Annotated in this window: 28 protein-coding genes; 8 read left to right on the top strand and 20 right to left on the bottom strand. The window is 43.1% G+C overall.

The annotated features are described in order from the left end of the window. Positions 1-127: 127 nt before the first annotated feature. From AWH61_RS16835 to AWH61_RS16815, 5 genes are all read left to right on the top strand, one after another. Positions 128-1,246: a TonB-dependent receptor gene (locus tag AWH61_RS16835; protein WP_014975544.1), complete on the top strand. Its 1,119-nt coding sequence runs from the start codon at positions 128-130 to the stop codon at positions 1,244-1,246. Between the two features lie 19 nt (positions 1,247-1,265). Next, positions 1,266-2,063, top strand: coding sequence for a substrate-binding periplasmic protein (locus AWH61_RS16830; protein WP_075177711.1), 798 nt, complete (start codon positions 1,266-1,268; stop codon positions 2,061-2,063). 146 nt (positions 2,064-2,209) lie between these two features. Further along, complete coding sequence (locus tag AWH61_RS16825; RefSeq protein ID WP_075177710.1) at positions 2,210-3,547, top strand: alginate export family protein; 1,338 nt, start codon at positions 2,210-2,212, stop codon at positions 3,545-3,547. A gap of 142 nt (positions 3,548-3,689) precedes the next feature. Next, entirely contained in the window at positions 3,690-4,961 is a 1,272-nt protein-coding gene (locus tag AWH61_RS16820) for an NRAMP family divalent metal transporter (RefSeq protein WP_075177709.1), read from the top strand. A 204-nt stretch (positions 4,962-5,165) separates the two neighbouring features. Then, positions 5,166-5,579, top strand: a complete 414-nt coding sequence (locus AWH61_RS16815) for a hypothetical protein (protein WP_230598748.1) — start codon at positions 5,166-5,168, stop codon at positions 5,577-5,579. Positions 5,580-5,588: 9 nt separating this feature from the next. On the opposite strand, the gene glyA is transcribed toward AWH61_RS16815, so the two are convergent. After that, the gene (gene glyA / locus AWH61_RS16810) at positions 5,589-6,845 is read right to left on the bottom strand and encodes a serine hydroxymethyltransferase (protein WP_075177708.1); all 1,257 of its coding nucleotides are present in this window, start codon (positions 6,843-6,845) and stop codon (positions 5,589-5,591) included. Between the two features lie 171 nt (positions 6,846-7,016). Here glyA and AWH61_RS16805 point away from each other — a divergent pair, with 171 nt between their 5' ends. Further along, on the top strand, positions 7,017-7,874 hold the full coding sequence (locus AWH61_RS16805; RefSeq protein ID WP_014975550.1) for a LysR family transcriptional regulator: 858 nt from the start codon (positions 7,017-7,019) through the stop codon (positions 7,872-7,874). Positions 7,875-7,963: 89 nt separating this feature from the next. On the opposite strand, the gene AWH61_RS16800 is transcribed toward AWH61_RS16805, so the two are convergent. The 14 genes from AWH61_RS16800 to AWH61_RS16730 all read right to left on the bottom strand — a co-directional run bounded on the left by AWH61_RS16800 (position 7,964) and on the right by AWH61_RS16730 (position 15,420). Next, on the bottom strand, positions 7,964-8,293 hold the full coding sequence (locus AWH61_RS16800) for a zinc ribbon domain-containing protein YjdM (protein ID WP_014948132.1): 330 nt from the start codon (positions 8,291-8,293) through the stop codon (positions 7,964-7,966). 24 nt (positions 8,294-8,317) lie between these two features. Next, entirely contained in the window at positions 8,318-8,773 is a 456-nt protein-coding gene (locus AWH61_RS16795) for a GNAT family N-acetyltransferase (RefSeq protein WP_014948133.1), read from the bottom strand. A gap of 52 nt (positions 8,774-8,825) precedes the next feature. Then, positions 8,826-9,254 (bottom strand): GNAT family N-acetyltransferase, encoded by a 429-nt coding sequence (locus AWH61_RS16790; protein ID WP_075177791.1) that lies wholly within the window; start codon positions 9,252-9,254, stop codon positions 8,826-8,828. Between the two features lie 35 nt (positions 9,255-9,289). Further along, positions 9,290-9,622: a YnfA family protein gene (locus tag AWH61_RS16785; RefSeq protein WP_230598747.1), complete on the bottom strand. Its 333-nt coding sequence runs from the start codon at positions 9,620-9,622 to the stop codon at positions 9,290-9,292. A gap of 66 nt (positions 9,623-9,688) precedes the next feature. After that, entirely contained in the window at positions 9,689-10,123 is a 435-nt protein-coding gene (locus AWH61_RS16780; protein ID WP_075177707.1) for an energy transducer TonB, read from the bottom strand. A gap of 161 nt (positions 10,124-10,284) precedes the next feature. After that, complete coding sequence (locus tag AWH61_RS16775; RefSeq protein WP_075177706.1) at positions 10,285-10,542, bottom strand: PspC domain-containing protein; 258 nt, start codon at positions 10,540-10,542, stop codon at positions 10,285-10,287. A 40-nt stretch (positions 10,543-10,582) separates the two neighbouring features. Then, positions 10,583-11,122 carry a TlpA family protein disulfide reductase gene (locus tag AWH61_RS16770; RefSeq protein WP_075177705.1) on the bottom strand — a complete coding sequence of 180 codons (540 nt, stop codon included), beginning with the start codon at positions 11,120-11,122 and terminating at the stop codon, positions 10,583-10,585. A gap of 65 nt (positions 11,123-11,187) precedes the next feature. Next, entirely contained in the window at positions 11,188-11,976 is a 789-nt protein-coding gene (locus tag AWH61_RS16765; RefSeq protein ID WP_075177704.1) for a YwqG family protein, read from the bottom strand. Between the two features lie 149 nt (positions 11,977-12,125). After that, positions 12,126-12,491: a DUF7674 family protein gene (locus tag AWH61_RS16760; RefSeq protein WP_049588387.1), complete on the bottom strand. Its 366-nt coding sequence runs from the start codon at positions 12,489-12,491 to the stop codon at positions 12,126-12,128. A 103-nt stretch (positions 12,492-12,594) separates the two neighbouring features. Continuing rightward, positions 12,595-13,299: a hypothetical protein gene (locus AWH61_RS16755; protein ID WP_075177703.1), complete on the bottom strand. Its 705-nt coding sequence runs from the start codon at positions 13,297-13,299 to the stop codon at positions 12,595-12,597. A gap of 126 nt (positions 13,300-13,425) precedes the next feature. After that, entirely contained in the window at positions 13,426-13,812 is a 387-nt protein-coding gene (locus tag AWH61_RS16750) for a hypothetical protein (RefSeq protein WP_075177702.1), read from the bottom strand. Between the two features lie 390 nt (positions 13,813-14,202). Next, a complete protein-coding gene (locus AWH61_RS16740; RefSeq protein WP_075177700.1) occupies positions 14,203-14,439 on the bottom strand; it encodes a hypothetical protein in 237 nt (78 codons plus the stop codon). Positions 14,440-14,517: 78 nt separating this feature from the next. After that, a complete protein-coding gene (locus AWH61_RS16735) occupies positions 14,518-14,850 on the bottom strand; it encodes an SMI1/KNR4 family protein (protein WP_075177699.1) in 333 nt (110 codons plus the stop codon). 111 nt (positions 14,851-14,961) lie between these two features. Next, positions 14,962-15,420 (bottom strand): hypothetical protein, encoded by a 459-nt coding sequence (locus tag AWH61_RS16730; protein WP_075177698.1) that lies wholly within the window; start codon positions 15,418-15,420, stop codon positions 14,962-14,964. A gap of 725 nt (positions 15,421-16,145) precedes the next feature. Here AWH61_RS16730 and AWH61_RS16720 point away from each other — a divergent pair. After that, the gene (locus tag AWH61_RS16720) at positions 16,146-16,388 is read left to right on the top strand and encodes a type II toxin-antitoxin system ParD family antitoxin (RefSeq protein WP_075177696.1); all 243 of its coding nucleotides are present in this window, start codon (positions 16,146-16,148) and stop codon (positions 16,386-16,388) included. Then, complete coding sequence (locus AWH61_RS16715) at positions 16,385-16,687, top strand: type II toxin-antitoxin system RelE/ParE family toxin (protein WP_075177695.1); 303 nt, start codon at positions 16,385-16,387, stop codon at positions 16,685-16,687. The genes AWH61_RS16720 and AWH61_RS16715 overlap by 4 nt, the downstream gene beginning before the upstream one ends. A gap of 62 nt (positions 16,688-16,749) precedes the next feature. Here AWH61_RS16715 and AWH61_RS16710 read toward each other — a convergent pair whose 3' ends face one another. The 5 genes from AWH61_RS16710 to AWH61_RS20175 form a co-directional block, all read right to left on the bottom strand. Further along, on the bottom strand, positions 16,750-17,709 hold the full coding sequence (locus AWH61_RS16710; RefSeq protein ID WP_249922674.1) for a hypothetical protein: 960 nt from the start codon (positions 17,707-17,709) through the stop codon (positions 16,750-16,752). A gap of 172 nt (positions 17,710-17,881) precedes the next feature. Beyond that, positions 17,882-18,286 (bottom strand): LBP/BPI/CETP family protein, encoded by a 405-nt coding sequence (locus tag AWH61_RS16705; RefSeq protein ID WP_075177693.1) that lies wholly within the window; start codon positions 18,284-18,286, stop codon positions 17,882-17,884. A 123-nt stretch (positions 18,287-18,409) separates the two neighbouring features. Then, entirely contained in the window at positions 18,410-18,724 is a 315-nt protein-coding gene (locus AWH61_RS16700; protein ID WP_075177692.1) for a hypothetical protein, read from the bottom strand. Between the two features lie 125 nt (positions 18,725-18,849). Continuing rightward, positions 18,850-19,278 (bottom strand): hypothetical protein, encoded by a 429-nt coding sequence (locus tag AWH61_RS16695; protein ID WP_014976703.1) that lies wholly within the window; start codon positions 19,276-19,278, stop codon positions 18,850-18,852. A 117-nt stretch (positions 19,279-19,395) separates the two neighbouring features. Further along, the coding region (locus AWH61_RS20175) for a hypothetical protein (RefSeq protein WP_170870519.1) at positions 19,396-19,647 on the bottom strand (252 nt) is incomplete at its 5' end.

Here is a 19,647-nt window from a genome sequence, read left to right as displayed (position 1 = left end):
CAGTATTGTTAGTACTGAAGGATTTATTTTGGTGCGCGATACACCTAAGCGCTTTAACGCCCCTCATGTTTCTTAGAGGCATTTTTTAGCAAAGGGTTCCCGCCAAAAATTCAATACAGGAACAGTAATGAACAAGCTACTATCCGCATTTTCTTTAGTTTCAATAGCCTCGTGCACCTCAAGCTTCGCTAATGCCGACGAACTTCCCTTTAATTTAAGCGGTCATGTTAGGGTTAACTACGGGCATCAAGACTGGCAAATTCCCGAGTTTAGAGATGGTTTCGAATTTGAATCATTCAAACTTGGCGTGTCAGGTGAGTCAGATCAATTTAGCTATAAAGCCGAATATCGATGGTACGAAAACACCGACTTCGACACAGTAAGGTTCGCCGACCTGACTTATCATTTCGATGAGCAAACCGAGATTACAGCAGGTATAACCCAAACACCGTTTGGTTTGCAGCCCTTTGCCAGTAACAACTTTTGGTTCTCGGTAAATTATTATCTTGGCTTCGAAGATGATTACGATGCTGGAGTGAAAATAAACCACGATTGGGGCAACTGGGATTTTCAAGCCGCCTATTTTATGAACGACGAGTACAACGATGCCGCTGAGTTTGGGCGCTATTCGTTCGACGTGGCGGACGACGGTGAATATCGAAATAAAGAAGACGGCCAATATAATTTACGTGCTAACTACACGGCAAACTTTATTCGCGGAGGCACTACCGATATTGGCGTGTCTTACCAATACGGCAACATCTTAAACCTGGATACCCTAGATGATGGTGATATGAATGCCTATGCCGTGCATATGCGCCATACCCAAGGCGACCTAAAAGTCGAACTGCAGTATATCGATTATGAATACGATTTGGCTGCACCAGAAGGGCAAGCAGACGATCGCATAGCGCTATCCTCTTTCACCTTCCCGTTCTTAGCCGCGGCCGACGGTAAAACCTATTCAGCAAACCTTGTGTACTCTGTGCCTTATAAGTTTACTCACATAGAATCACTTACTTGTTACTCAGAGTACAGCGTGGCAAAAGGTGAAGGAAGTGAAGGGAAAAACTCGTCGCAGTGGATAAACGGCTGTAGCTTTGGCTGGGATAAATTGTTTGTATATGTAGATAGTATCCAAGGCAAAAACATGTGGTTCTCAGGCGGTCCGGGCGTGGGACTCGACTTAGGTGGTAGACAAGAAACTACCCACCGCCTGAACATAAACCTTGGTATTTACTTCTAATCACTAACAGGACTTTGACATGCGATTACTATTAATAGCGACATTTATACTAGCGCTAGTTCCAATGCAAAGTTTTGCCCATGCGTGGATGAAACTGCGAATAGCGACCACAGAGTATGCCCCTTATACGTCAACTGATATGCAGCACGACGGTTATATCAATCACATAATCGCTGATGCGTTTTTAGAGACGGGCGTTGTGGTTGAGTTTGTATCTTTACCCTGGGAAGAAGCGCTTGAAGCAACGCTGAAAGGCGAATACGACGCCATCTCATACGGCAATTTTGTGCGCGCCCGGGAAAGCGAGTTTTTCCACAGTAACCCTATTAGTGCGGAAAGCTTGGTGTTTTATGTTAATGCTGAAAAGGGCCCTGATACTTGGGCTGAATTAAGCGACTTAAAAGAACTAAAGATGGGCGTAACAGAGGGGTATTTATACAACGATGAACTTGCCGCTTACATTAAAAGCAGCAGTAATGTTGTGGAAAGTGCCACAGACAAAGACAATTTACAGGCGCTGATTGACGGTAAAATTGACGTTTTTCCCATTGATGAGTTAACCGGATGGTACTTGCTTCAGCGTGATTTCGATAGTGGCGACCGCAGAGATGTGATGCCCATTAAGCCGTTTATCTCAACTGTAACCACGCATTTGTTAGTGCCTAAAGGCGAAAGTGACAGTCAGCTTATTCTGTCGCTATTTAATAAAGGGTTAGAAGAGTTAACGCTGGACGGAAAACTGACCCGCTTTAAACGCCTTCTAAAAGAAGGCTACTATCAGCATCCGCAGAAAAAAGTGAATTTTGACAGACGCTAGCTGGCGTTTCAGGCCTAAGGGGCTATATAAAAGCCCCGCTGGCTAAACGCCAAAGGCATAATAAATTAAACTAAAAGGGCAGTGCGATAATAAAAATAATCTATATACTTCAGTGCACATAATACTGATGTAATGGTTATTTCCTAATGCGCAGCCCTTTATTTGTGCGACTTTACGGGCGTGGTCGTTTTCGCTCGCTGTTGAGCACATGCCTTCTGCTAATACTCGTTGTTATTTGCCCGTTAGCCAATGCGTCGAGTGATGAAATAGCCTTTGATGTCTCTGGCTCGTTTAGAGTGCGCTACGAGTCGTTGAATAACCCTATATTTCCAACATCATCAGCTGCACGAGAAAAAAGTAATCAGCGTCTTTCAACACGCTTTATCGTGAATTCTACGGTAAGTTATCAAAACCTCGCGGCAACGATCGAAATACGTGACTCGCGAGTGTTTCTGGATGAAAACGATCCAACGCTAACGGCCAATCAGGTTAATACACTGGAGCCTACACAGTTTTTTATCACCTACAAACCTGAACGAGCATCTGACTTATACGAAGTGTCTGCGGTAAAGGTAGGGCGTATGGAGCTCGACTACGGCAGTCGCAGGCTATTGGCCAAAACAGCCTATCGCAATGCCACCAATAGCTATGATGGAATTGTGGTGGAAGCAAGAGTTGCAGATTGGCAAGTACACGGCGTGTACGTGCTGCCGGTATCTCGCTTTCCTACTGACAGTGAAAGTCTGGACGGGAACGAACGCGCGTTCGACAAGAGTTTTAGCGAACGAAAATTCTTTGGTGTGTACTCTGCGTCAAAAGACAACAACGTCAAGCTGCAAAGCTACTGGTTAAAAGAAGATGATAGTGAAGCGCTTGCCACCAAAAACCGTGATCTGTACACATTGAGTGTGGACTATACCCAGCCTTTCAATAATGGCCTGATAACAAATATAGAGGTGGTGGGGCAAGCGGGAACTTCTTATCAAACCGCATCTGCTAACGATACAGACGAGAAAGACGTTCGTGCATATATGCTGTTTGGTTATGTTGGGAAACAGATTACAGACAACACCTTTCTTAGAGCTGAAGTTGACTATATCAGTGGCGACAACGACACAAGCGATGACACAATCTCTGACTTTGATACCTTATACGGCGTGCGGCGTTTTGATTTCGGACCTACTGATGTATATCAGGCTATGCCACGTAGAAACCTAAAAGCAGTGGGGCTTCGAAGCGTGTCTAAGCCAGCAAAAGCGCACAATATTATGCTTGGTTACAAAGCCATGTGGTACCAAAAAGCACCTCAAGACGTGGACAGTTTCATTGGCCATCAAGTGGAAGCTCGCTGGCGGTATCAAGTGCGACCCGAGTTGCGATTAGTGCTAGGTGGAGCCTACCTCAAAAAAGGAGAGGGTTTTGCGCGTGGAGATTACAGCGACAACAGCGCCTTTTTATTCACTGGCGCTTTGTATACCTTTTAAAATCTCCGGCTAAATAGCCCGCGTAAACTGGGTACAGCTGCTTACGCTACAAGCCTTGCAGATGAGCGCGTACTCTCTTTTCTGTTTATTATATTACTGATATGGTTAACGGCTATTTTGAAATGCCCATTTAGAGGTTGCCTTGTCGTATTCAGCTGAAACATCGTTTTTTGCCCGTTGTATTGCACTATTAAAATTGCTCGGCCCGGGTGTGCTTATGGCAACAGCGGCGGTAGGCGGTAGTCACTTAGTAGCATCAACTCAAGCGGGGGCGAAGTTTGGTTGGCAGTTAGCGCTGCTTATATTGGTAGTTAACTTACTCAAATACCCATTCTTCAGAGCAGGCGTTAGCTACACCATCAGTACAAAGCAAAGCCTTCAGCAAGGGTATTTGGGAATGGGACGACGATATTTGGCCGTTGCCTTGGGTTTGAATATCATTGCGTCGGTGGTCAATGCTGCAGCGCTGTTGTTGTTTGCTGCAAGCTTATTGTCGTATTTTATTCCTTTCGATATCGCCATAACGTTGTCCGCTTCAGTGGTTTTGGCACTTATTTTAATCATTCTACTCGCTGGCCATTTTGAAGGATTGGACAATATCGCCAAAGGCATAATGGGCGTGCTTGTGGTGGCGACTGTAGCCGTATTCGTGGTGGCACTAAGCAATTATTCTGCTTCACCAGCACCTGCCGTGGCGCCGCCTTCGCCTTGGACGCTCGCTACATTAGGCTTTTTAGTCGTCACAATGGGGTGGATGCCCGCACCTATTGAAATATCGTCCATTACTTCACTTTGGTTAAAGCGCCAGTGCAAAGGGCAAGCCGTAACGCCAAAGTCGGCCCTTTTCGATTTTAATTTAGGTTATGCAGTGACGGTGCTACTCGCATTGTTGTTTTTGGGTTTAGGTGCATTAATTTTGTATGGCAGCGGGACAGAGCTAAGTACCAGCGGTATCGGCTTTTCCCATCAGCTAATTAGTATGTACTCATCAACCATTGGACAGTGGGCGCATTGGCTTATCGCACTGGTTGCATTTTTGTGCATATTTGGTTCTGCGCTAACCGTTTACGATGGTTATGCGAGGGTGGTTGCTGAAGCAATAGCGCTTCTTTTTAACAAAGACAAAAACGCACGAAATACGCTGGTAACGCCGGTGTTACTGTTCATGGCAGTGGCGAGTTTTATCATTGTGTTGTTCTTTAAATCTGCGCTATTGGCAATGTTAGGCTTTGCGATGACGCTGGCCTTTGTTACTACTCCAATGTTTGCTTGGCTTAACCATAAGCTTGTGGCACAAACCAAGCTTCATCAAGACGCGGCGCCAAACGTGGTAGTGAAGCTGCTTAGCTATTTAGGCCTAATCTATCTATTTGGGTTTCTAATGGTGTTTATATGGTGGAAGTGGTTTAGCTAGCCACTTCCTACCGTAACGAGAGCGCAGAGCACTTTAGGTGCTTCGCAAGTCTCGCCTTAGTAAATTAGTTTAATTACGCGCACTTATGCGAGCCCTAGCGCAATACTCATCTATACTGTAGATGACATCGTTTGAGGAGTTCGCAGCTTGGTGCGTGGCAAAAAACTATTTCCTTCCACCCTTTTATTATGGGGTAAGCGTATCATGCTGCTTTCGCTTGTGAGTGCGGCAATGTGGGGCTGTTCAAAAGAACCGCAGCAAACTATCCACTGGCACAATGCTTACGACATTGAGCGCGAACTTCATCTTTTGGGGCAGCAAGAAGACCCTCGCGAAATCTACAAAAGGCTTCAAGGTATTAAGCAACAGGCTTCGCTACAGCTTTCTCAAATGCGTGAAGCAGGTAATCAGGACCCGTTATTTAGGGAATGGTTGGAGTCGCTACGCATTAGCTTATCGTTAGCCCCCTTGTACGGCGATACCATTGAAACGTGTAGCGTGTGGCAAGGCGCCATGGAAGACGCTTGGGGAGTGGGAATAGTGCAGTTTAATGAACGAGCCAAACTCGTGTGGCGGGTAATGGTGGCTACCTGCAACGCACGAGTTCGCTCGGTATAGTACTAGGTTTTACTTAGTATAAACGGGGCGAGCCGCTGTTAGCGTTGCCACTTTATCTATCACTTGCTGTACTACTGCATTGTCTTCTGGCGCTGTTAACACATCACAAATCCAATGGGCTAATTGAACACAGTCTTCTTCACTAAAGTTGCGTGAAGTGACCGCAGGTGTGCCAATTCGAATACCACTTGTAACGAATGGCGACTGCGGGTCGTTGGGTACTGTGTTCTTATTTACCGTTATATTCACGCTATTTAATATCGCGTCGGCTTCTTTCCCCGTCATTCCTTTGCTTACAAGACTTAACAGGAACATGTGGTTGTCGGTTCCATTAGATACTACGTCGAAGCCACGCTTCATAAACACATCAGCCATAGCTTGTGCATTAATGACTACCTGCTTTTGATAAGCGCGGAACTCTGCTGTCATGGCTTCTTTAAGCGCTACCGCTTTTGCGGCGATAACGTGCATAAGTGGTCCACCCTGAATACCAGGGAAAATTAATGAATTGAATTTCTTTTCAAGCTCGGGGTTTGACTTACACATAATAAGCCCGCCACGAGGACCACGTAGTGTTTTATGGGTGGTAGTAGTAACCACGTGAGCCGCGTTAATTGGCGAGGGATAAACACCGGCCGCAACAAGTCCTGCAACATGTGCCATATCTACGAGTAAATACGCGCCCACGCTATCAGCGATGTCTCTAAACTTCTGCCAGTCGACCACGCGAGAGTAAGCGGAAAAGCCCGCTACAATCATTTTTGGCTTGTGCTCTTGAGCTAGGGCTTCTACTTGGTCATAGTCAATTTCACCGGTTTCTGTGTTCAAGCCATACTGAATCGCGTTGTATAGTTTTCCCGAGAAGTTAGGCTTTGCACCGTGTGTGAGGTGCCCACCGTGATCAAGGCTCAACCCAAGAATGGTATCGCCAGGGTTTAATAGCGCCATATAAACTGCAGTATTCGCTTGAGAGCCAGAGTGAGGTTGCACATTCACATAGTCAGCTTCAAACAATGCTTTAGCTCTGTCGATAGCAAGCTGTTCTACTTTGTCCACCGCCTCGCAGCCACCGTAATAGCGCTTGCCCGGATAGCCTTCTGCATACTTATTAGTTAGCTGACTGCCTTGCGCCTGCATAACAGCTTTGCTGGTGTAGTTCTCCGATGCAATCAGTTCAATGTGATGTTCTTGGCGTTCGTTTTCTTGCGCAATAAATGCTGCGATATCTGGGTCTTGTTCGTGAAGGTGCTGGTTAAGTGGGTTCATGCTGGCTCCTAAATGTCATTATTTTGTATCTGATACTAGGAGTGTAAAAAGAATAAATAAAATTAATAAAAAATATGGCATTATAATTTTATTAAATGGCCTTGTGAGCAAGTTTGGCATCAGTAAGGCAAAACAGCAGGCAAAGCTAATAGAGAGGTGTACAGCAAAGTAATGAAAAACTTATCGATAGATTTTCTGCGTTCGTTCGTGCTTATTGCACAGACGGGTAGCTACACTCAATGTGCCGAGCAGCTTCAGCGCACACAGCCTGCCATTAGCTTACAGATAAAAAAACTAGAAGAAATGATTGGGGAAAAGCTATTTTCCCGCGACAAAAATCGCTTGGCACTAACTGGCGCTGGTAGTCGCTTATTGTCGTATGGTGAAAAGATAGTGGCACTGAACGATCAGGCGATGGCCGAATTCGGCAAACCGCAGGTTACGGGAAATATTCGGTTAGGCATTCCTAGCGAATTTAGTACAACGCTTATGCCTAAAATTATTCGACGGTTCACGCAAACCTATCCGGAAATATCGCTAGAGGTGCATTGTGCGCTAAGTAAAGACTTACTTAGTGAGCCGCTTAAAAGTCAGTTCGATTTAATTCTTTCGCTACAAGAAACACCTGATCCTCAGCAAGACGGCTACATCATTTCAGATCAACTGGTATGGGTGGGGAGTCAGCGCTTTGTAAACAGTGTGCCTGCTAAACTGCCTATTATTGCTGCACCGTCGCCATGTATTTACCGCAAGCGAGCAACCAATCTTTTATCGGCCATCAAAAAACCGTGGCAGGTGGTGTACACCATTGCTGACTTAAACGGCATACAAACGGCCATTAACGAAGGGCTGGGCATAACCGTTCTTGCAAAAAGTTCGGTGCCGTCTGGGCTACACGTTTTATCTAATTCAGAAAGTTTACCCGAGCTTGGGCATGTGGGTGTTTGTTTAGTTAACCCTCAGAAAGTGTCATCGAAAGCGATTAGCTTGCTTACTGAAACCATTACCAACGAAGTCGCAAATTTTTAAGAAGGGATGAATTGGAATAGCTAGCGCGCCTAGTTGACAAAAAAAGTAAGCGCGCTAAAAGGAAATGAGGCTTTTCAATAAAACGCCGCTTATGCCTTTTTAACAAACTGCGCAGTTAGCATCATTTCACCCGCGCCATCTACTTTACAGTCTAGCTGGTGGTCTTTGGCATCTTTCACGTGACGGATAACGGCTTTCGTTCCAATTTTAAGTACCAGCGAACTGCCTTTTACCTTCAAATCTTTTGCTAGCGTAATCTTGTCACCGGCTACTAACGGTGTACCGTTGAAGTCTTTTGCTGATACTTCCTCTTCTACCTCGTTCGGGTTCCACTCGTGTCCACATTCAGGGCAAATAAGTAGAGGCTGATCTTCGTATACATATTCTGATTGGCAATGCGGGCAAGGAGGTAACGACATGTGGAATTCTCTTAAAATACTAAATTAAAGCGCTCGGGTCATAAAGTGGCTGTTGGGATCGATTGAGTAACTGCCAAATGGACCGCAATCAACAAAACCAAACTTTTTGTATAGGGTTCTGGCCGCTAAAAAGTAGTCTTGCGTTCCTGTTTCTAAACTTACCGAACTAAACCCCTTCATTTTCGCATGTTCTAGGGCAAAAAGTAATAACTGAGACGCTACACCGCAACCTCTGAACGGTTTGGCGGTGCGCATAGATTTTAGCTCGGCGCTATGTGTATCAAGGGTTTTAATAGCGACGCAGCCCGCAAGCTGTTGCTGCTTCCAGCCACTAAAAAAAGTAATGTTCGAAGCTTTTAGTGCTTCAACATCTAATGCATGTACGCTCTCAGGTGGCGATGTAGCATACATATCAGACAAATGCTCTTCTAAAAGCGCTAGCACTTCTCCTCCGGTGAGATCATCAATAATAATCTTCATGTGCTTTGGCCTTTAGGTATATTCTGAATAGACGGCGGTACAAGCCTGTTTGTTATGTGCTTAAGGGTTTAGTCATGTTAAAAAAGCGGTCGTCTTCACTTTTTATGACAAATCCCACTTTTTTATAAAGCGAAACTGCAGGGCTAACTTTGAATACTCGTAAGTCAAGCGAGTTAGTATTGGCCCCTAACGCTAGCCTTTCTGCTTCTTCAATGGCAGCACTGCCTATGCCTTTGTTCTGTGCGCTGGGTATGACCTGAAGGTCGCGCAATATACAGATGCTACCGTCGTATTGAAGGCGCATAACCCCCACCGTTTCGCTGTCTACTTGAATGTCGTAATTAATGAGCTCTGCGGTAACCCCAAGCACTTTTTCGGCGTCCCAATCAGGCGCAAACTGAGCGTAATAATCGCGCATGTTATTAAAGGTAAACTCAGCAGCCCTTGGTAGGTTCGTACTTGGAATAAAGGTAATCTTCATCGCGTTTTCTTCGTTATTTATTGCAAGCAAGACTCTTATCCGTGACTTCTTGGTGCGAACATAATTATCGCCATACCAATCAAAGCGACAAAGGTGCCCACCAAGTCCCATAACGTTGGCTTCACTCCATCAACAAGCCAAAGCCACATAATAGCCATGAAAATGTAAACACCACCGTAAGCCGCGTATACGCGCCCGGCAGCAGTCGGGTGCAGTGATAACAGCCAAGCAAAAAGCGCTAGAGATATAGCCGCTGGTACTAACAACCATATGGACTTATCTTCTTTCAACCATAAGTAGGGCAGATAGCACCCAACAATTTCAGCAAGTGCAGTAATAACAAACAAACCAATGGTTTTTAATTCCAACGGGCAGACCTCTTTTGAAATACTGATGGTGAGCAAACAATGCCCTTTGAAAAGGGCATTAAAGCGCTACTCGCACGCCATGCTGGCTTGGTGCTTACACAGTTGATTGGCTTCTTCTTCAGAGCTTGCGCCCAAACAAAAATCTAATCGAATCAGCTTTTCTTCGCTCGCAGCCGACTTTCCTTCTGCCAGCGTCCAGTCCCATTCCTCTATGACTCTAGCAGCAGGTTTTTCGATTACCCTTTTAGGTACCGAATTAACTAATGTAATGCTCTTAGTGGTACCTTCAGCATCAACGTTAACTTTAAAAATGCCGCACCCAGCAATGCCTTTTTGTGCTAGTTTCATTGGATAGCGAGGCACAACCTGATTTTCTCTTTGCCACGTACTTTCTGCTTGAGTGGGTGTTAAGTGCGTAAGCTCTACCGTGCCATAAATGGTATCGGCAAAGGAGCCGGCAGACAGTAAGCAGAGTGAAAATAGCGAAGCTTTATAAAACATATAACTTTCCTTGTGTTGTTTGACATATTTCCTAGATTCTACGCTAACACGATTTGTGCATTCGGTAGATACCACTTAACGCATTGTATGAAATAAAAGGAAAAAACATTCTGAATACATATTTTCCATTATAAAAGAGAGGTAAAACCCAAGCTGGCGAGTCACTTATCTTTAATACCCCGCCGTTGTTCTGCTTTACGGCTTAGTTCGCGAGCCATAGCTTGGGATATAGGGTAGCTTGGTAAAATCATCCACAGAATAATGTAGACGAGAACTGGAATTCCAAAGAAACAACTGGTAATCAGAAATGCTAAACGAAGGCCATTCTTTCGCAGACCGTAGTATTCAGCGATGCCTGAGCAAACGCCAGCAATAACTCCTTTACTACCGCGCGTAAGAATATTTGTTTTATTCTGCATATCAGTTCCTTTGACTTAACTGTAAATTAAAGATGGTGTGTTATATTTCACTAGCCTCAGCCAACGAGGCATTTTTATTGATTACCGCTGCCCATTGCTCAATAGTTTTCACTCTGGAGCCTCCTTCCACAAGAACCCCATGAGAATCTATACGAACGATGTGTGGTAGAGAACCGCTAAAATTCGCAAATAAGCGCTCTCGAAATGCTAGCTTTGCGTCTGCCGATTTCCATACCTCTCCAGTGAAACCTGTTCTTGCTAACATTCTCTCAAGATCAGTCCAGTCTTCATCTAAAGAAATTGCAACGACACGGATGGATGGGGGAGCAGTCTTGATTGCTTTGTTTAAATTTTCTAATGCTTCATAACAAGGCGAGCACCAGGATGCGAAAAAGTAAGCAACAACATTTTCACCTTCAAGGCTTTGAAAGGTGATGGGCAGTTTATCTATAGTATAAAACGTGTGCTCTTGAACAGGCTTTCCTATGAATGCCCTAGATGCTGCGACTTTCTCTTCATATGTCTGACTCCACGAACCGCTTGAGAAAATCAGAAATAGTAATATTGAAACCTTCTTCACAATGACCTCCTAATTGTCAAAGAATATAGCAACTCAAATAAGTAGAAGTAATACATGGGTTAATATTAACTGCACTGTAGCACCACCCAAGCAGCAGAGAAGTCACGTTTTCTAGCGTCACTTTCTCTAACCCAGAAATAAAGTATACCCATATCCCCCCACATAACTTCGATATCATCATCAGAGTCAAATTGGAAAATCATTCGCCAATCGTTTTCCTGCCTTCGAAGCTGTTTGGCTTTTTCAGAATTGTATCCTTCTGAACCGCCACAATTTACTCCACTACTCACAAGGTGACACTCTTCTTCCATATCGTCATTTTGGACTGGTGTAGGAAAGCCTCCAACTTGATGGCGAGGTTCTACTCCGTACTGCTCATCGATAAAGTCGCAGTATTCATCATCCTCGTCTTCAGATAAGCCAATTTCTTTAAAGCTAATTCTTTGCGCATCTGGATAGCTAGTAAAACTTTCTGCTTTCAAATATTTAATTGAAGGGGCTACATGTTCGTCACTGAGATCTCCGGGCAGTTCATGAGAGTACAGATCTCCAGAACCATTCTCATAAATTACAGCCCAACCACCCTTATCATGTGGGTCAAACCCCCAAGGCCACTCTTCAAAATCATAAAAGAATAATAATCGGCCACTGTCAGGTAGCCATTCGATACTTTGATTTACGTTAATTTCTTCCAAGTCTAGCTGAGCAATGAACCCAAGTGGTTTATTATTTTTACGAGGCCAGTCGAAAGGTGAACGTACTACTGGCTTTCCACCAAGAAAACTAACTACTTCTGTCTCTGCGGGAATAAGCCTAAGGCACTTTTCACCGAGGCTTAGTATTTTTTCATTCATTGTTGTTCAATTCCTTTGATGGGGAGGCTAACCCCCTCCTTAGGGGAAAATTACGTCGGGTAGAATATCAAGCAAAGGGTAGGGAGCCTACTTGCTTTTGTTCGAAGCAGCCTGGCGAGTCTGTTTATTCGGGCATTAGGTGCGTGCCTCTACGACCTCGATTTCGGTTCTTTACCGTGAAAATCTATGTATAGCTTTTTTAAGTTGTTTGGAACGAGTGGCCAACCAGCTTTAATCCCTGCAGGTGTTGCATTCCAAAACAAGTGTTCGACGTAATATTTGTCGATGTACTCAAATTCAATTGAAGTTGCCGAGTCTAATTTTTGGCTCATGTATGATAAATGTCTTTCAGCTTCCGCTAGTCTATTCTCGTTAAACGCAAAAGTTGTTGAGTTTGCAAACTCTTCCATTCGAAAGGTTAGCGCCCAACTCTCGTGTTTTTCCATTAAAGGTACAGTATCCGGAAAACGAGATTGTATATCTTTAATGAATCTTTTTATTTCGGCTTTTGCCATAAAGTTCCTTGTAGTACCTAACGCTAAGCTAACGAGCAGCAACGTAGCGGTATCATCGCCGTGCTTGTGTCCCAGCGAGCCTGCGGGCGACTTTATTTATTTGTTAAATGCCGCCTACTCTGACTTTGAAAAACTTAGTTTTTTCACTTAAATGTTGATATGACCAAGGAGGGTTTACTACATCAATGTTTGAAACGCCCAGCGTAGCAAGCCCTTCGAGTGAATAGTACCAGCCGATAAAGTCTTCTTTCTCGGCAAACTTTTTATATTCGGAAGATTGTCCTAGTGTTGTTATTCGCTGGTCCACACCAATTTTTTCGAAGAACTTTCGCTCACGAATTACAGCTGACTTCATATATTTTTCTAAGTTCTGCTTTGTTGATTCCCGCTCTTCCTCAGGCATAGCATCAATAAACGATGTTATTTCTTTCTCCATTCCGGTTGTACCACCATGGAAACCAATAACTGCGTGATTCGAAATCCTGTGATGATTTGCTGCAGAAAAAACATAGTTGGCGCATGATGAGAGACAATACTCATTGACCTCAAGCTTTAAATCATAGTCATGAACAATGTCACCAAGATCCATTCCATGATTGATTTCACCGCCTTCGGACGTTATAGACAGCCATTCAACTTTACTCTTACCATTTTTCAGAATTGAAAGAAGTTTCTGATTTGCAGATGGCGATAATTTACCGTGATAAATTACTGTGTTTTCCTTCAAATTGACTGTTGTTTCACTACCTTGTGCTGACACGCATGAAAGAGAAATTATTAAAATTAAAGACCAAAAAAGTTTAAACATGCTGCTTCCTTGTGGCATTCAAAGCCCCACTAAGGGGCGATAATACATGGACTAAAATTAGGAACAAAGTGACGCAACCCATGTGTTAGCGTCCCAGCGAGCGAAGCGAGTGCCTTAAGTGGCTTGTTATATTTCATGGTACAAAACCTCCTTGAACACATCTATACCACACTCACCGAAGCTGGCAACGATAAAATGACGGCGAATTAACCCAGCATTTATTGTGTGCCAAGCTACATTTTTACCATTCTCTTCGAAAGGTTGAAGCTGAGTGAAAAAAGTTGGATGTTCCAGGTCCTCAGCAATGAGGAAGACTCCTTGAAATGAAAGTTCATCTATTTGAGAAGGTAGCGATATCATCACAGAGTAATCAGTATCTACAAGAGTTACCTCGATGTCGACTTTATCCTGATGTTTGATGCTATTCTCAGTACTTTGCTGTTCGCTGATATAACAGCTAGTGGCAAATACACCTGAACAAAGGAAATAGAGAGCTAAAAAACAAATCCGCATAACTCACTCCTTTTGAAATATGACGCCCACATAACGGGCTAAAATAAGTGAGGTACGAGCTGAGCCAAGCTTTTTAGTCCAAATTAATTTGTTTGTTAGCTGTATACCACACCTTTAGTTCATTAATTTTAATTACTGACTTGCCATTAAAATCACCTATTACTGACGGGGTTAAATGATCGAAATGCTTAACATGCCAATCTTGGGTTAACGCTCGTTCATTATTTGGCAAACGTTCAATGCTATATAGATTGAACACCTCCCAACCATCCAATTGAGTACGATGTATTGAAACGACAGGGTCTTCTTTATCGAATAATTTTACAACATACTCTTGAAAAGGTTTAAATGGCTGTCCACACCACTCACCCAAAATTACATGAGTATCAATTACTTTCTTTTCAAAGTATCCATCTTTAATACGCTTTCAACATAAAGTTTAACAAACTGTACACCACAGGCGTTCGACTGCTCTAATCTGAACGGTTTTAACCTTGGATTTTCTGTGCCGTTAAAGTTACGTTTTACTACCTCTTCAGACAATACCTTTGTAACTAAAATTAACCGATTGGCACGAACTTCAGAAATAGAAAATAGACAAAGGAAAATAAGTAAAATGGATTTCATATGCCAAACGTCCTTATACAGCTAACTTTCCAATAACGGCAAATTGGAGCGCAGCGGAAATTTGTCTCAATCGTGCGTTTATAAGGGCTTGCTCTTGATGCCGAATTTCTTCGCAAACTCGGGATCTATCCATGCCGACTCTACTTCGCCAGGCTCTAGTTCAACTTCTTCTAGAGCCGAGCACCTAGAAACGAAATCATCTATTGAATTAGAAAGAACCTCGGCCTCATCTGTTTCGTGATCCCAGAAGCAAACGGCTTCATTTAGTAGAACGAAATAGTTACCACAGCCGTCTTCGGCCAAGACCTCCAAAGCCGATAAGACTTTAGGAAATGGCGCTGTGGCTTTTCTGATTACACCGTACTTAACGCCATTTTCGCTTTTAAATACTTTCCCAAATGCTCGATTCATCTTTGAGCTCTAATTTTTCCATAACGGACGCAGGCATGTGGGGCATAGTAGCGAAGCCGCCCCGAGTGTATTATGCGTCTCAGCGAACAAAGTGAGTGACGTAAACTTTTGTTAGGTGCCACTTTTGCGATACCACGAAAATACAAACACTATAGCGAGTAATATGGGAATTGTCGCAGTTCCACTTCCTGAATATCCATTGATATGAACTAATTTATCAAATGGCGCCACTATTTTATTGTCTTGGGAGAGTTGATAAATCATTGCTGAGTTATCTGTGGGTTTGTACCAAACGCGAAGGTAACCGCCAGCGTTTAATGCAAATAAGACACGACGATAGAATGGGTTGTTGTCTGTAATTACAAACTCAACGTCCGATATGGTAAAGGAAGTTATTTCGTAACTAGGCTTTCCGCCAGTTTGCCTAGTTTTGTACTTCACAGGTTTATAACTTGAGACTACCGAATACTCTTCTAATTTAGGAATCTCAGCATCAATTTGGACTTGAACCCATATTGAGCCCGCTAGGCCAAGTATAATTAATAGGATTGAGATACTAAGTTTTGTCATCGGCACCTAACTTTTAAATAAGGGGCGCTAGCACGTGTGCAATAATGGCGAAGCCGTGCACGTGCTTGTGTCCCAGGGAGCGGCAGCGAGTGCCATAATTTGTTTGTTATACGTTTGACTGAACAAAAAACTGCCTCATGCCAGTGCTATAGAACACATAGTACGCCCAAACAGCTATTATTGCCCCACCGATTACACCCCCATTTAAAGAATAAAAAGACATGAAGGCAATAATAGATGCCCAGTATAAAAAAGTACCAACGCGGCCAGTCCAGTGTTTATTCACAGAAGCGAAGCAAATTGCAATGATTAATATACTAAATAGCAGAAAGCCGGGCGCCATACCTGTTAACCAAAATTCTTGGTAAGTAAGGCTGCGTCCATTCAACGAATACTCTGCGTTTGGCCAAGGCCATAAAGCAAATAACACCATTAGTGAGTATGTAATTGAGTTGAGCATATGCTGAAACCGGAATAACTTTGGCATCCCTTTCGTTTCTTTGAATACTCTCATGAATTTATTAAAAATCATCCTTGATGCCTGTTCGACGTATAACACCCTGCTTTGGGGCGGAACACATGGGCTAAACTCCGAGCGAAGCGACGCAGCCCATGTGTTTGCGTCCCAGCGAGCCTGCGAGCGACTACAGCAGTTTGTTATGCGCTATTGACTTACAACGCGCGAGTACCATAATTAGGTATATATTGGTACTTGGAGAAATCAGATGGCTAAAAACACCAGCATTACCCTTGGAGACCATTTTGATAGCTTTATTGCTAGCCAAATTCAAACTGGTCGGTATGGTTCAGCAAGTGAGGTGATTCGTTCAGCTCTTCGCTTGCTAGAAACACAGGAAACCAAATTAAACACTCTGCGTCAATTACTTGTAGCAGGTGAAGAAAGCGGCGAGACTGAATACGACCTTGAGCACCTGATATCAGAACTAGACGGTGAATTAAAAGAGTGAAACCATTTAAGTTAACCGTACTAGCAAAATCAGATCTAAAAGATATTGCATTGTTTACGCAACGGAAATGGGGCCGAGAACAGCGTAATGTATATCTTAAACAATTCGACGATTCATTTTGGATGTTGTCTGAAAATCCTGATATTGGTAAAAGCTGCGATGAAATAAGGGATGGATACAGAAAATTTCCTCAAGGTAGCCATGTTATTTTCTATAAACAAACGGGCAGTCAGGAAATTCTGATCACAAGAATCCTTCATAAAAGTATGGATGTAAATCCTGTACGCTTTGGCGCATAACACCCACATAAGGGGCAGTAACACGTGGGCTAAAATCCGAGCGAAGCGCCTTAATGTGTTTGTTATACCGCGATTTTTGCATGATTAACGGTGATGATAAAAGCTTCTGGCGAGTTAACACCCAAATAAATTTTCGTTTTTCCCTTAATAGGTGAACAGAGTTTGATAACAACATTCGGAACACCAGAGTAGTTAAACCGTTTGACGTCACGCGAACGCTTCACAAACGAATTATTTGGGCTTATTTCAGATATGTCCTTTAACGGTATGGTTAACGGTGCATAAAGTCCGTAACGGATGATTAAGTTTTTCCCATGAATTGAAATGGGGCGCTTACCAACAGCTTTGTATTCTGCCAAGAAAAATATAAGCCCAAAGAGTGTAAGTCCTGTTGTGATATTTGCGGCGACGCTTGACCATAAAAAGTGAAGGAGTAAGTGGACAAGTGGCATTTCGATAATGATGAGGAGTATAAAGCCAAATAAGTTACTCTGAGCGTCATCCTTTCTATCGTAGAAAAAATGTTGTTCGCCACGATATGCGTTACTTTCTATTTGGGAAGCAAAAAGTGCAAAGCTCCAGACGCGTCCTTCAATTGCTAGAATTGAGCTGAACAGCGAAAAACCGAAAATTTTCTCGATAGGATTTGCTACTGCTAAATCTGGATCTTCTTTGTTCGCAAGCGCAGCGCGAACGGCTAAACAGACCGTAACTATTGCTACGAGCTCTAACACAAGAATGATGGCTATGACAAAATAACGACCACTTTCAAGGAAATGGAAAATGACTTTGTTTTGTTCGGGAATTACAAGGCTTCCTATGAACACGGAAGTGCTACACAAAATTGCCGCTTTTAAAAGTGCTTTTTGTTTATCTGATTCGCAAAGAAAGCACAAAATTGGAAGTGCTAATAGTGCGTCTAGCATAAATAGCCACTCATATTTGGCATTTCCATATTCGTTTAGGGCATTTGAAGTCGCGTAATAATACCACCACCAAATCGAAATGATGATCAGAAACACTAGTGGAATTTTGCTTTTAACACTCGGGTTCATAAAATCCTTTTAGCGGTATAACATCCCACTAAGGGGCAGTAACACGTAGGCTAAAATTAGGAGCGGAGCGACAGAGCCTACGTGTTACTGTCCCAGTGAGCGCCAGCGAATGGCTACAGTTGTTTGTTAGCTGCAAAGCTCAAATTGACGAATGCCTTTCAGTTATAGAATAGGCCATATCGCAGGTTTGACACTCGACTTCCCACGCGCCAAACCGCTGAGTAATGTGTAAATCACCTGAACATACTGGGCAAACTTGATCTTGAAAAGTGCTTGGTACGCTATCCCTCAAGCGCTTTGAAAATAACTTTAAGATAGGCCATAAATTATCGTCTAATGTAATTCTTAAGTCATCTCTGAGTGCTTCACAAAACTCTATGAAAACAATCTCGTCGTGAGAGCGTTTAATCTTGGGGTCTTGGGTGCGTAAAGCAATGAAGTCAAGAATTTCTCTATAGCGTTCGGGATATCTATCTTTATCAATGTTCTGTTTACAGTCCAGCAACTCTTCAATCGAATAGCTTGAAAAATCTGGCTTGCTCAAAAACTTCTCCTTGCAGCTAACACCCAAATAAGGGGCACAAACATGGCGGTTATAATCGGAGCGAAGCGACACAGCCGCCATGTTTGTGTCCTCTCGAGCGGAGCGAGTGACTTAATTTGTTTGTTATATGCCGGTTGCATAAAAATTTATACCACCTCCCAAAAGAGGCTTATATGACGAAACCCTAACCTTTGAATCTAAATGACATATAGGCTCACAAACTACCTTTAAATACTCACCACTTTCAAGTTTTACATTCGCGTAATGAATCAGTGGGCCAGCGCCACTTGCTTTGGGTATACCAGAGAAGACTTGCTCTACAACACCTATCCTCGTATCAATAAGATAACCACGGAAAAATAAAAATTCGGCTAACAAATAAATTGATACCAGAATTAGTACCCAAATAAAAATACTCTTGAACCAAAATTTATTCATGACTCTTCAGGCATATAACTTCCAAATATGGGGCGCAAACACGTGTGCAATAATGGCGAAGCCGCGCACGTGTTTGCGTCCCAGCGAGCGGCAGCGAGTGACATAATTTGTTTGTTATGTGGCACTTACTCGCACCTACTTCCTTTGTCTCTAACCACATAAGTAGCAAACTTATCAGATTCACTACCTGCGATAAGCTCATGTTCGAACCGACCATCCATTACATCAAACCAAAAGCATCTAATTTGTTTGTTTGGGTGATTAACCGAAATATCTTCGATCTTTTCATGAATTTCAGGGTCATCTAATAGTAGCTCGCCAAACAAAAAAGAAGCTTGAGCTTTATAAGTGTTGGGAGTTTCAGCATTAAGCAATTCCAAAACAACAGATTTGTAGCGGTGTTTATTACGAATAAATAACTCTGTTGCCCCATCGTCCATACCAGAACCTAAAGAGTACATCTTGTGGAGCAAGAAAACTTGAGCCTGGTTACTAAAGGCAATAATCGCAATCAAAGCTGACGTTAAAACTACAATTCCAATAAATATTTTCACTTAATCTTCCATGCCACATAACTTTTCAATAACGGGCGCAGGCACGTAGGGCATAATGGCGAAGCCGCCCTGCGTGTATGCGTCCCAGCGAACGAAGTGAGTGAGTTTATTGAGTTGTTATGTACTCTCTCCATCCGATGTTCCCTTTTCTTTTTGATAAGGCATTCTTCCTTGAGCTAAGTAGAACACAGCAGCAAAAATATACAAAAATAGAAGTCTAACAGAACCTTGAAGGTCTTCACCAACAAACAACCATTTATATAAAACCCACATTGAAAGCGCTAAAACAATTATGGCTAGTAAATAGTTGCCTACTATAAATATTCTGCTTCTTGTTGAAGCCCACTTTTTAAGTAAAAGGTAAGGAAG

This window comes from Alteromonas sp. W12, from assembly GCF_001924945.1.
GTDB classification, from domain to species: Bacteria; Pseudomonadota; Gammaproteobacteria; order Enterobacterales; family Alteromonadaceae; genus Alteromonas; species Alteromonas macleodii.
The sequence above is the reverse complement of the archived record's forward strand: the minus strand, read 5'-3'. Positions and strand labels throughout refer to the sequence as shown.

Bases quoted from the DNA above. Each gene is read 5' to 3' on its own strand.
- AWH61_RS16835 (WP_014975544.1), top strand. From the start codon at position 128: ATGAACAAGCTACTATCCGCATTTTCTTTAGTTTCAATAGCCTCGTGC.
- AWH61_RS16830 (WP_075177711.1), top strand. From the start codon at position 1,266: ATGCGATTACTATTAATAGCGACATTTATACTAGCGCTAGTTCCAATG.
- AWH61_RS16825 (WP_075177710.1), top strand. From the start codon at position 2,210: ATGCGCAGCCCTTTATTTGTGCGACTTTACGGGCGTGGTCGTTTTCGC.
- AWH61_RS16815 (WP_230598748.1), top strand. From the start codon at position 5,166: ATGCTGCTTTCGCTTGTGAGTGCGGCAATGTGGGGCTGTTCAAAAGAA.
- glyA (WP_075177708.1), bottom strand. From the start codon at position 6,845: ATGAACCCACTTAACCAGCACCTTCACGAACAAGACCCAGATATCGCA.
- AWH61_RS16805 (WP_014975550.1), top strand. From the start codon at position 7,017: ATGAAAAACTTATCGATAGATTTTCTGCGTTCGTTCGTGCTTATTGCA.
- AWH61_RS16800 (WP_014948132.1), bottom strand. From the start codon at position 8,293: ATGTCGTTACCTCCTTGCCCGCATTGCCAATCAGAATATGTATACGAA.
- AWH61_RS16795 (WP_014948133.1), bottom strand. From the start codon at position 8,773: ATGAAGATTATTATTGATGATCTCACCGGAGGAGAAGTGCTAGCGCTT.
- AWH61_RS16790 (WP_075177791.1), bottom strand. From the start codon at position 9,254: ATGAAGATTACCTTTATTCCAAGTACGAACCTACCAAGGGCTGCTGAG.
- AWH61_RS16780 (WP_075177707.1), bottom strand. From the start codon at position 10,123: ATGTTTTATAAAGCTTCGCTATTTTCACTCTGCTTACTGTCTGCCGGC.
- AWH61_RS16775 (WP_075177706.1), bottom strand. From the start codon at position 10,542: ATGCAGAATAAAACAAATATTCTTACGCGCGGTAGTAAAGGAGTTATT.
- AWH61_RS16765 (WP_075177704.1), bottom strand. From the start codon at position 11,976: ATGAATGAAAAAATACTAAGCCTCGGTGAAAAGTGCCTTAGGCTTATT.
- AWH61_RS16760 (WP_049588387.1), bottom strand. From the start codon at position 12,491: ATGGCAAAAGCCGAAATAAAAAGATTCATTAAAGATATACAATCTCGT.
- AWH61_RS16755 (WP_075177703.1), bottom strand. From the start codon at position 13,299: ATGTTTAAACTTTTTTGGTCTTTAATTTTAATAATTTCTCTTTCATGC.
- AWH61_RS16750 (WP_075177702.1), bottom strand. From the start codon at position 13,812: ATGCGGATTTGTTTTTTAGCTCTCTATTTCCTTTGTTCAGGTGTATTT.
- AWH61_RS16740 (WP_075177700.1), bottom strand. From the start codon at position 14,439: ATGAAATCCATTTTACTTATTTTCCTTTGTCTATTTTCTATTTCTGAA.
- AWH61_RS16735 (WP_075177699.1), bottom strand. From the start codon at position 14,850: ATGAATCGAGCATTTGGGAAAGTATTTAAAAGCGAAAATGGCGTTAAG.
- AWH61_RS16730 (WP_075177698.1), bottom strand. From the start codon at position 15,420: ATGACAAAACTTAGTATCTCAATCCTATTAATTATACTTGGCCTAGCG.
- AWH61_RS16720 (WP_075177696.1), top strand. From the start codon at position 16,146: ATGGCTAAAAACACCAGCATTACCCTTGGAGACCATTTTGATAGCTTT.
- AWH61_RS16700 (WP_075177692.1), bottom strand. From the start codon at position 18,724: ATGAATAAATTTTGGTTCAAGAGTATTTTTATTTGGGTACTAATTCTG.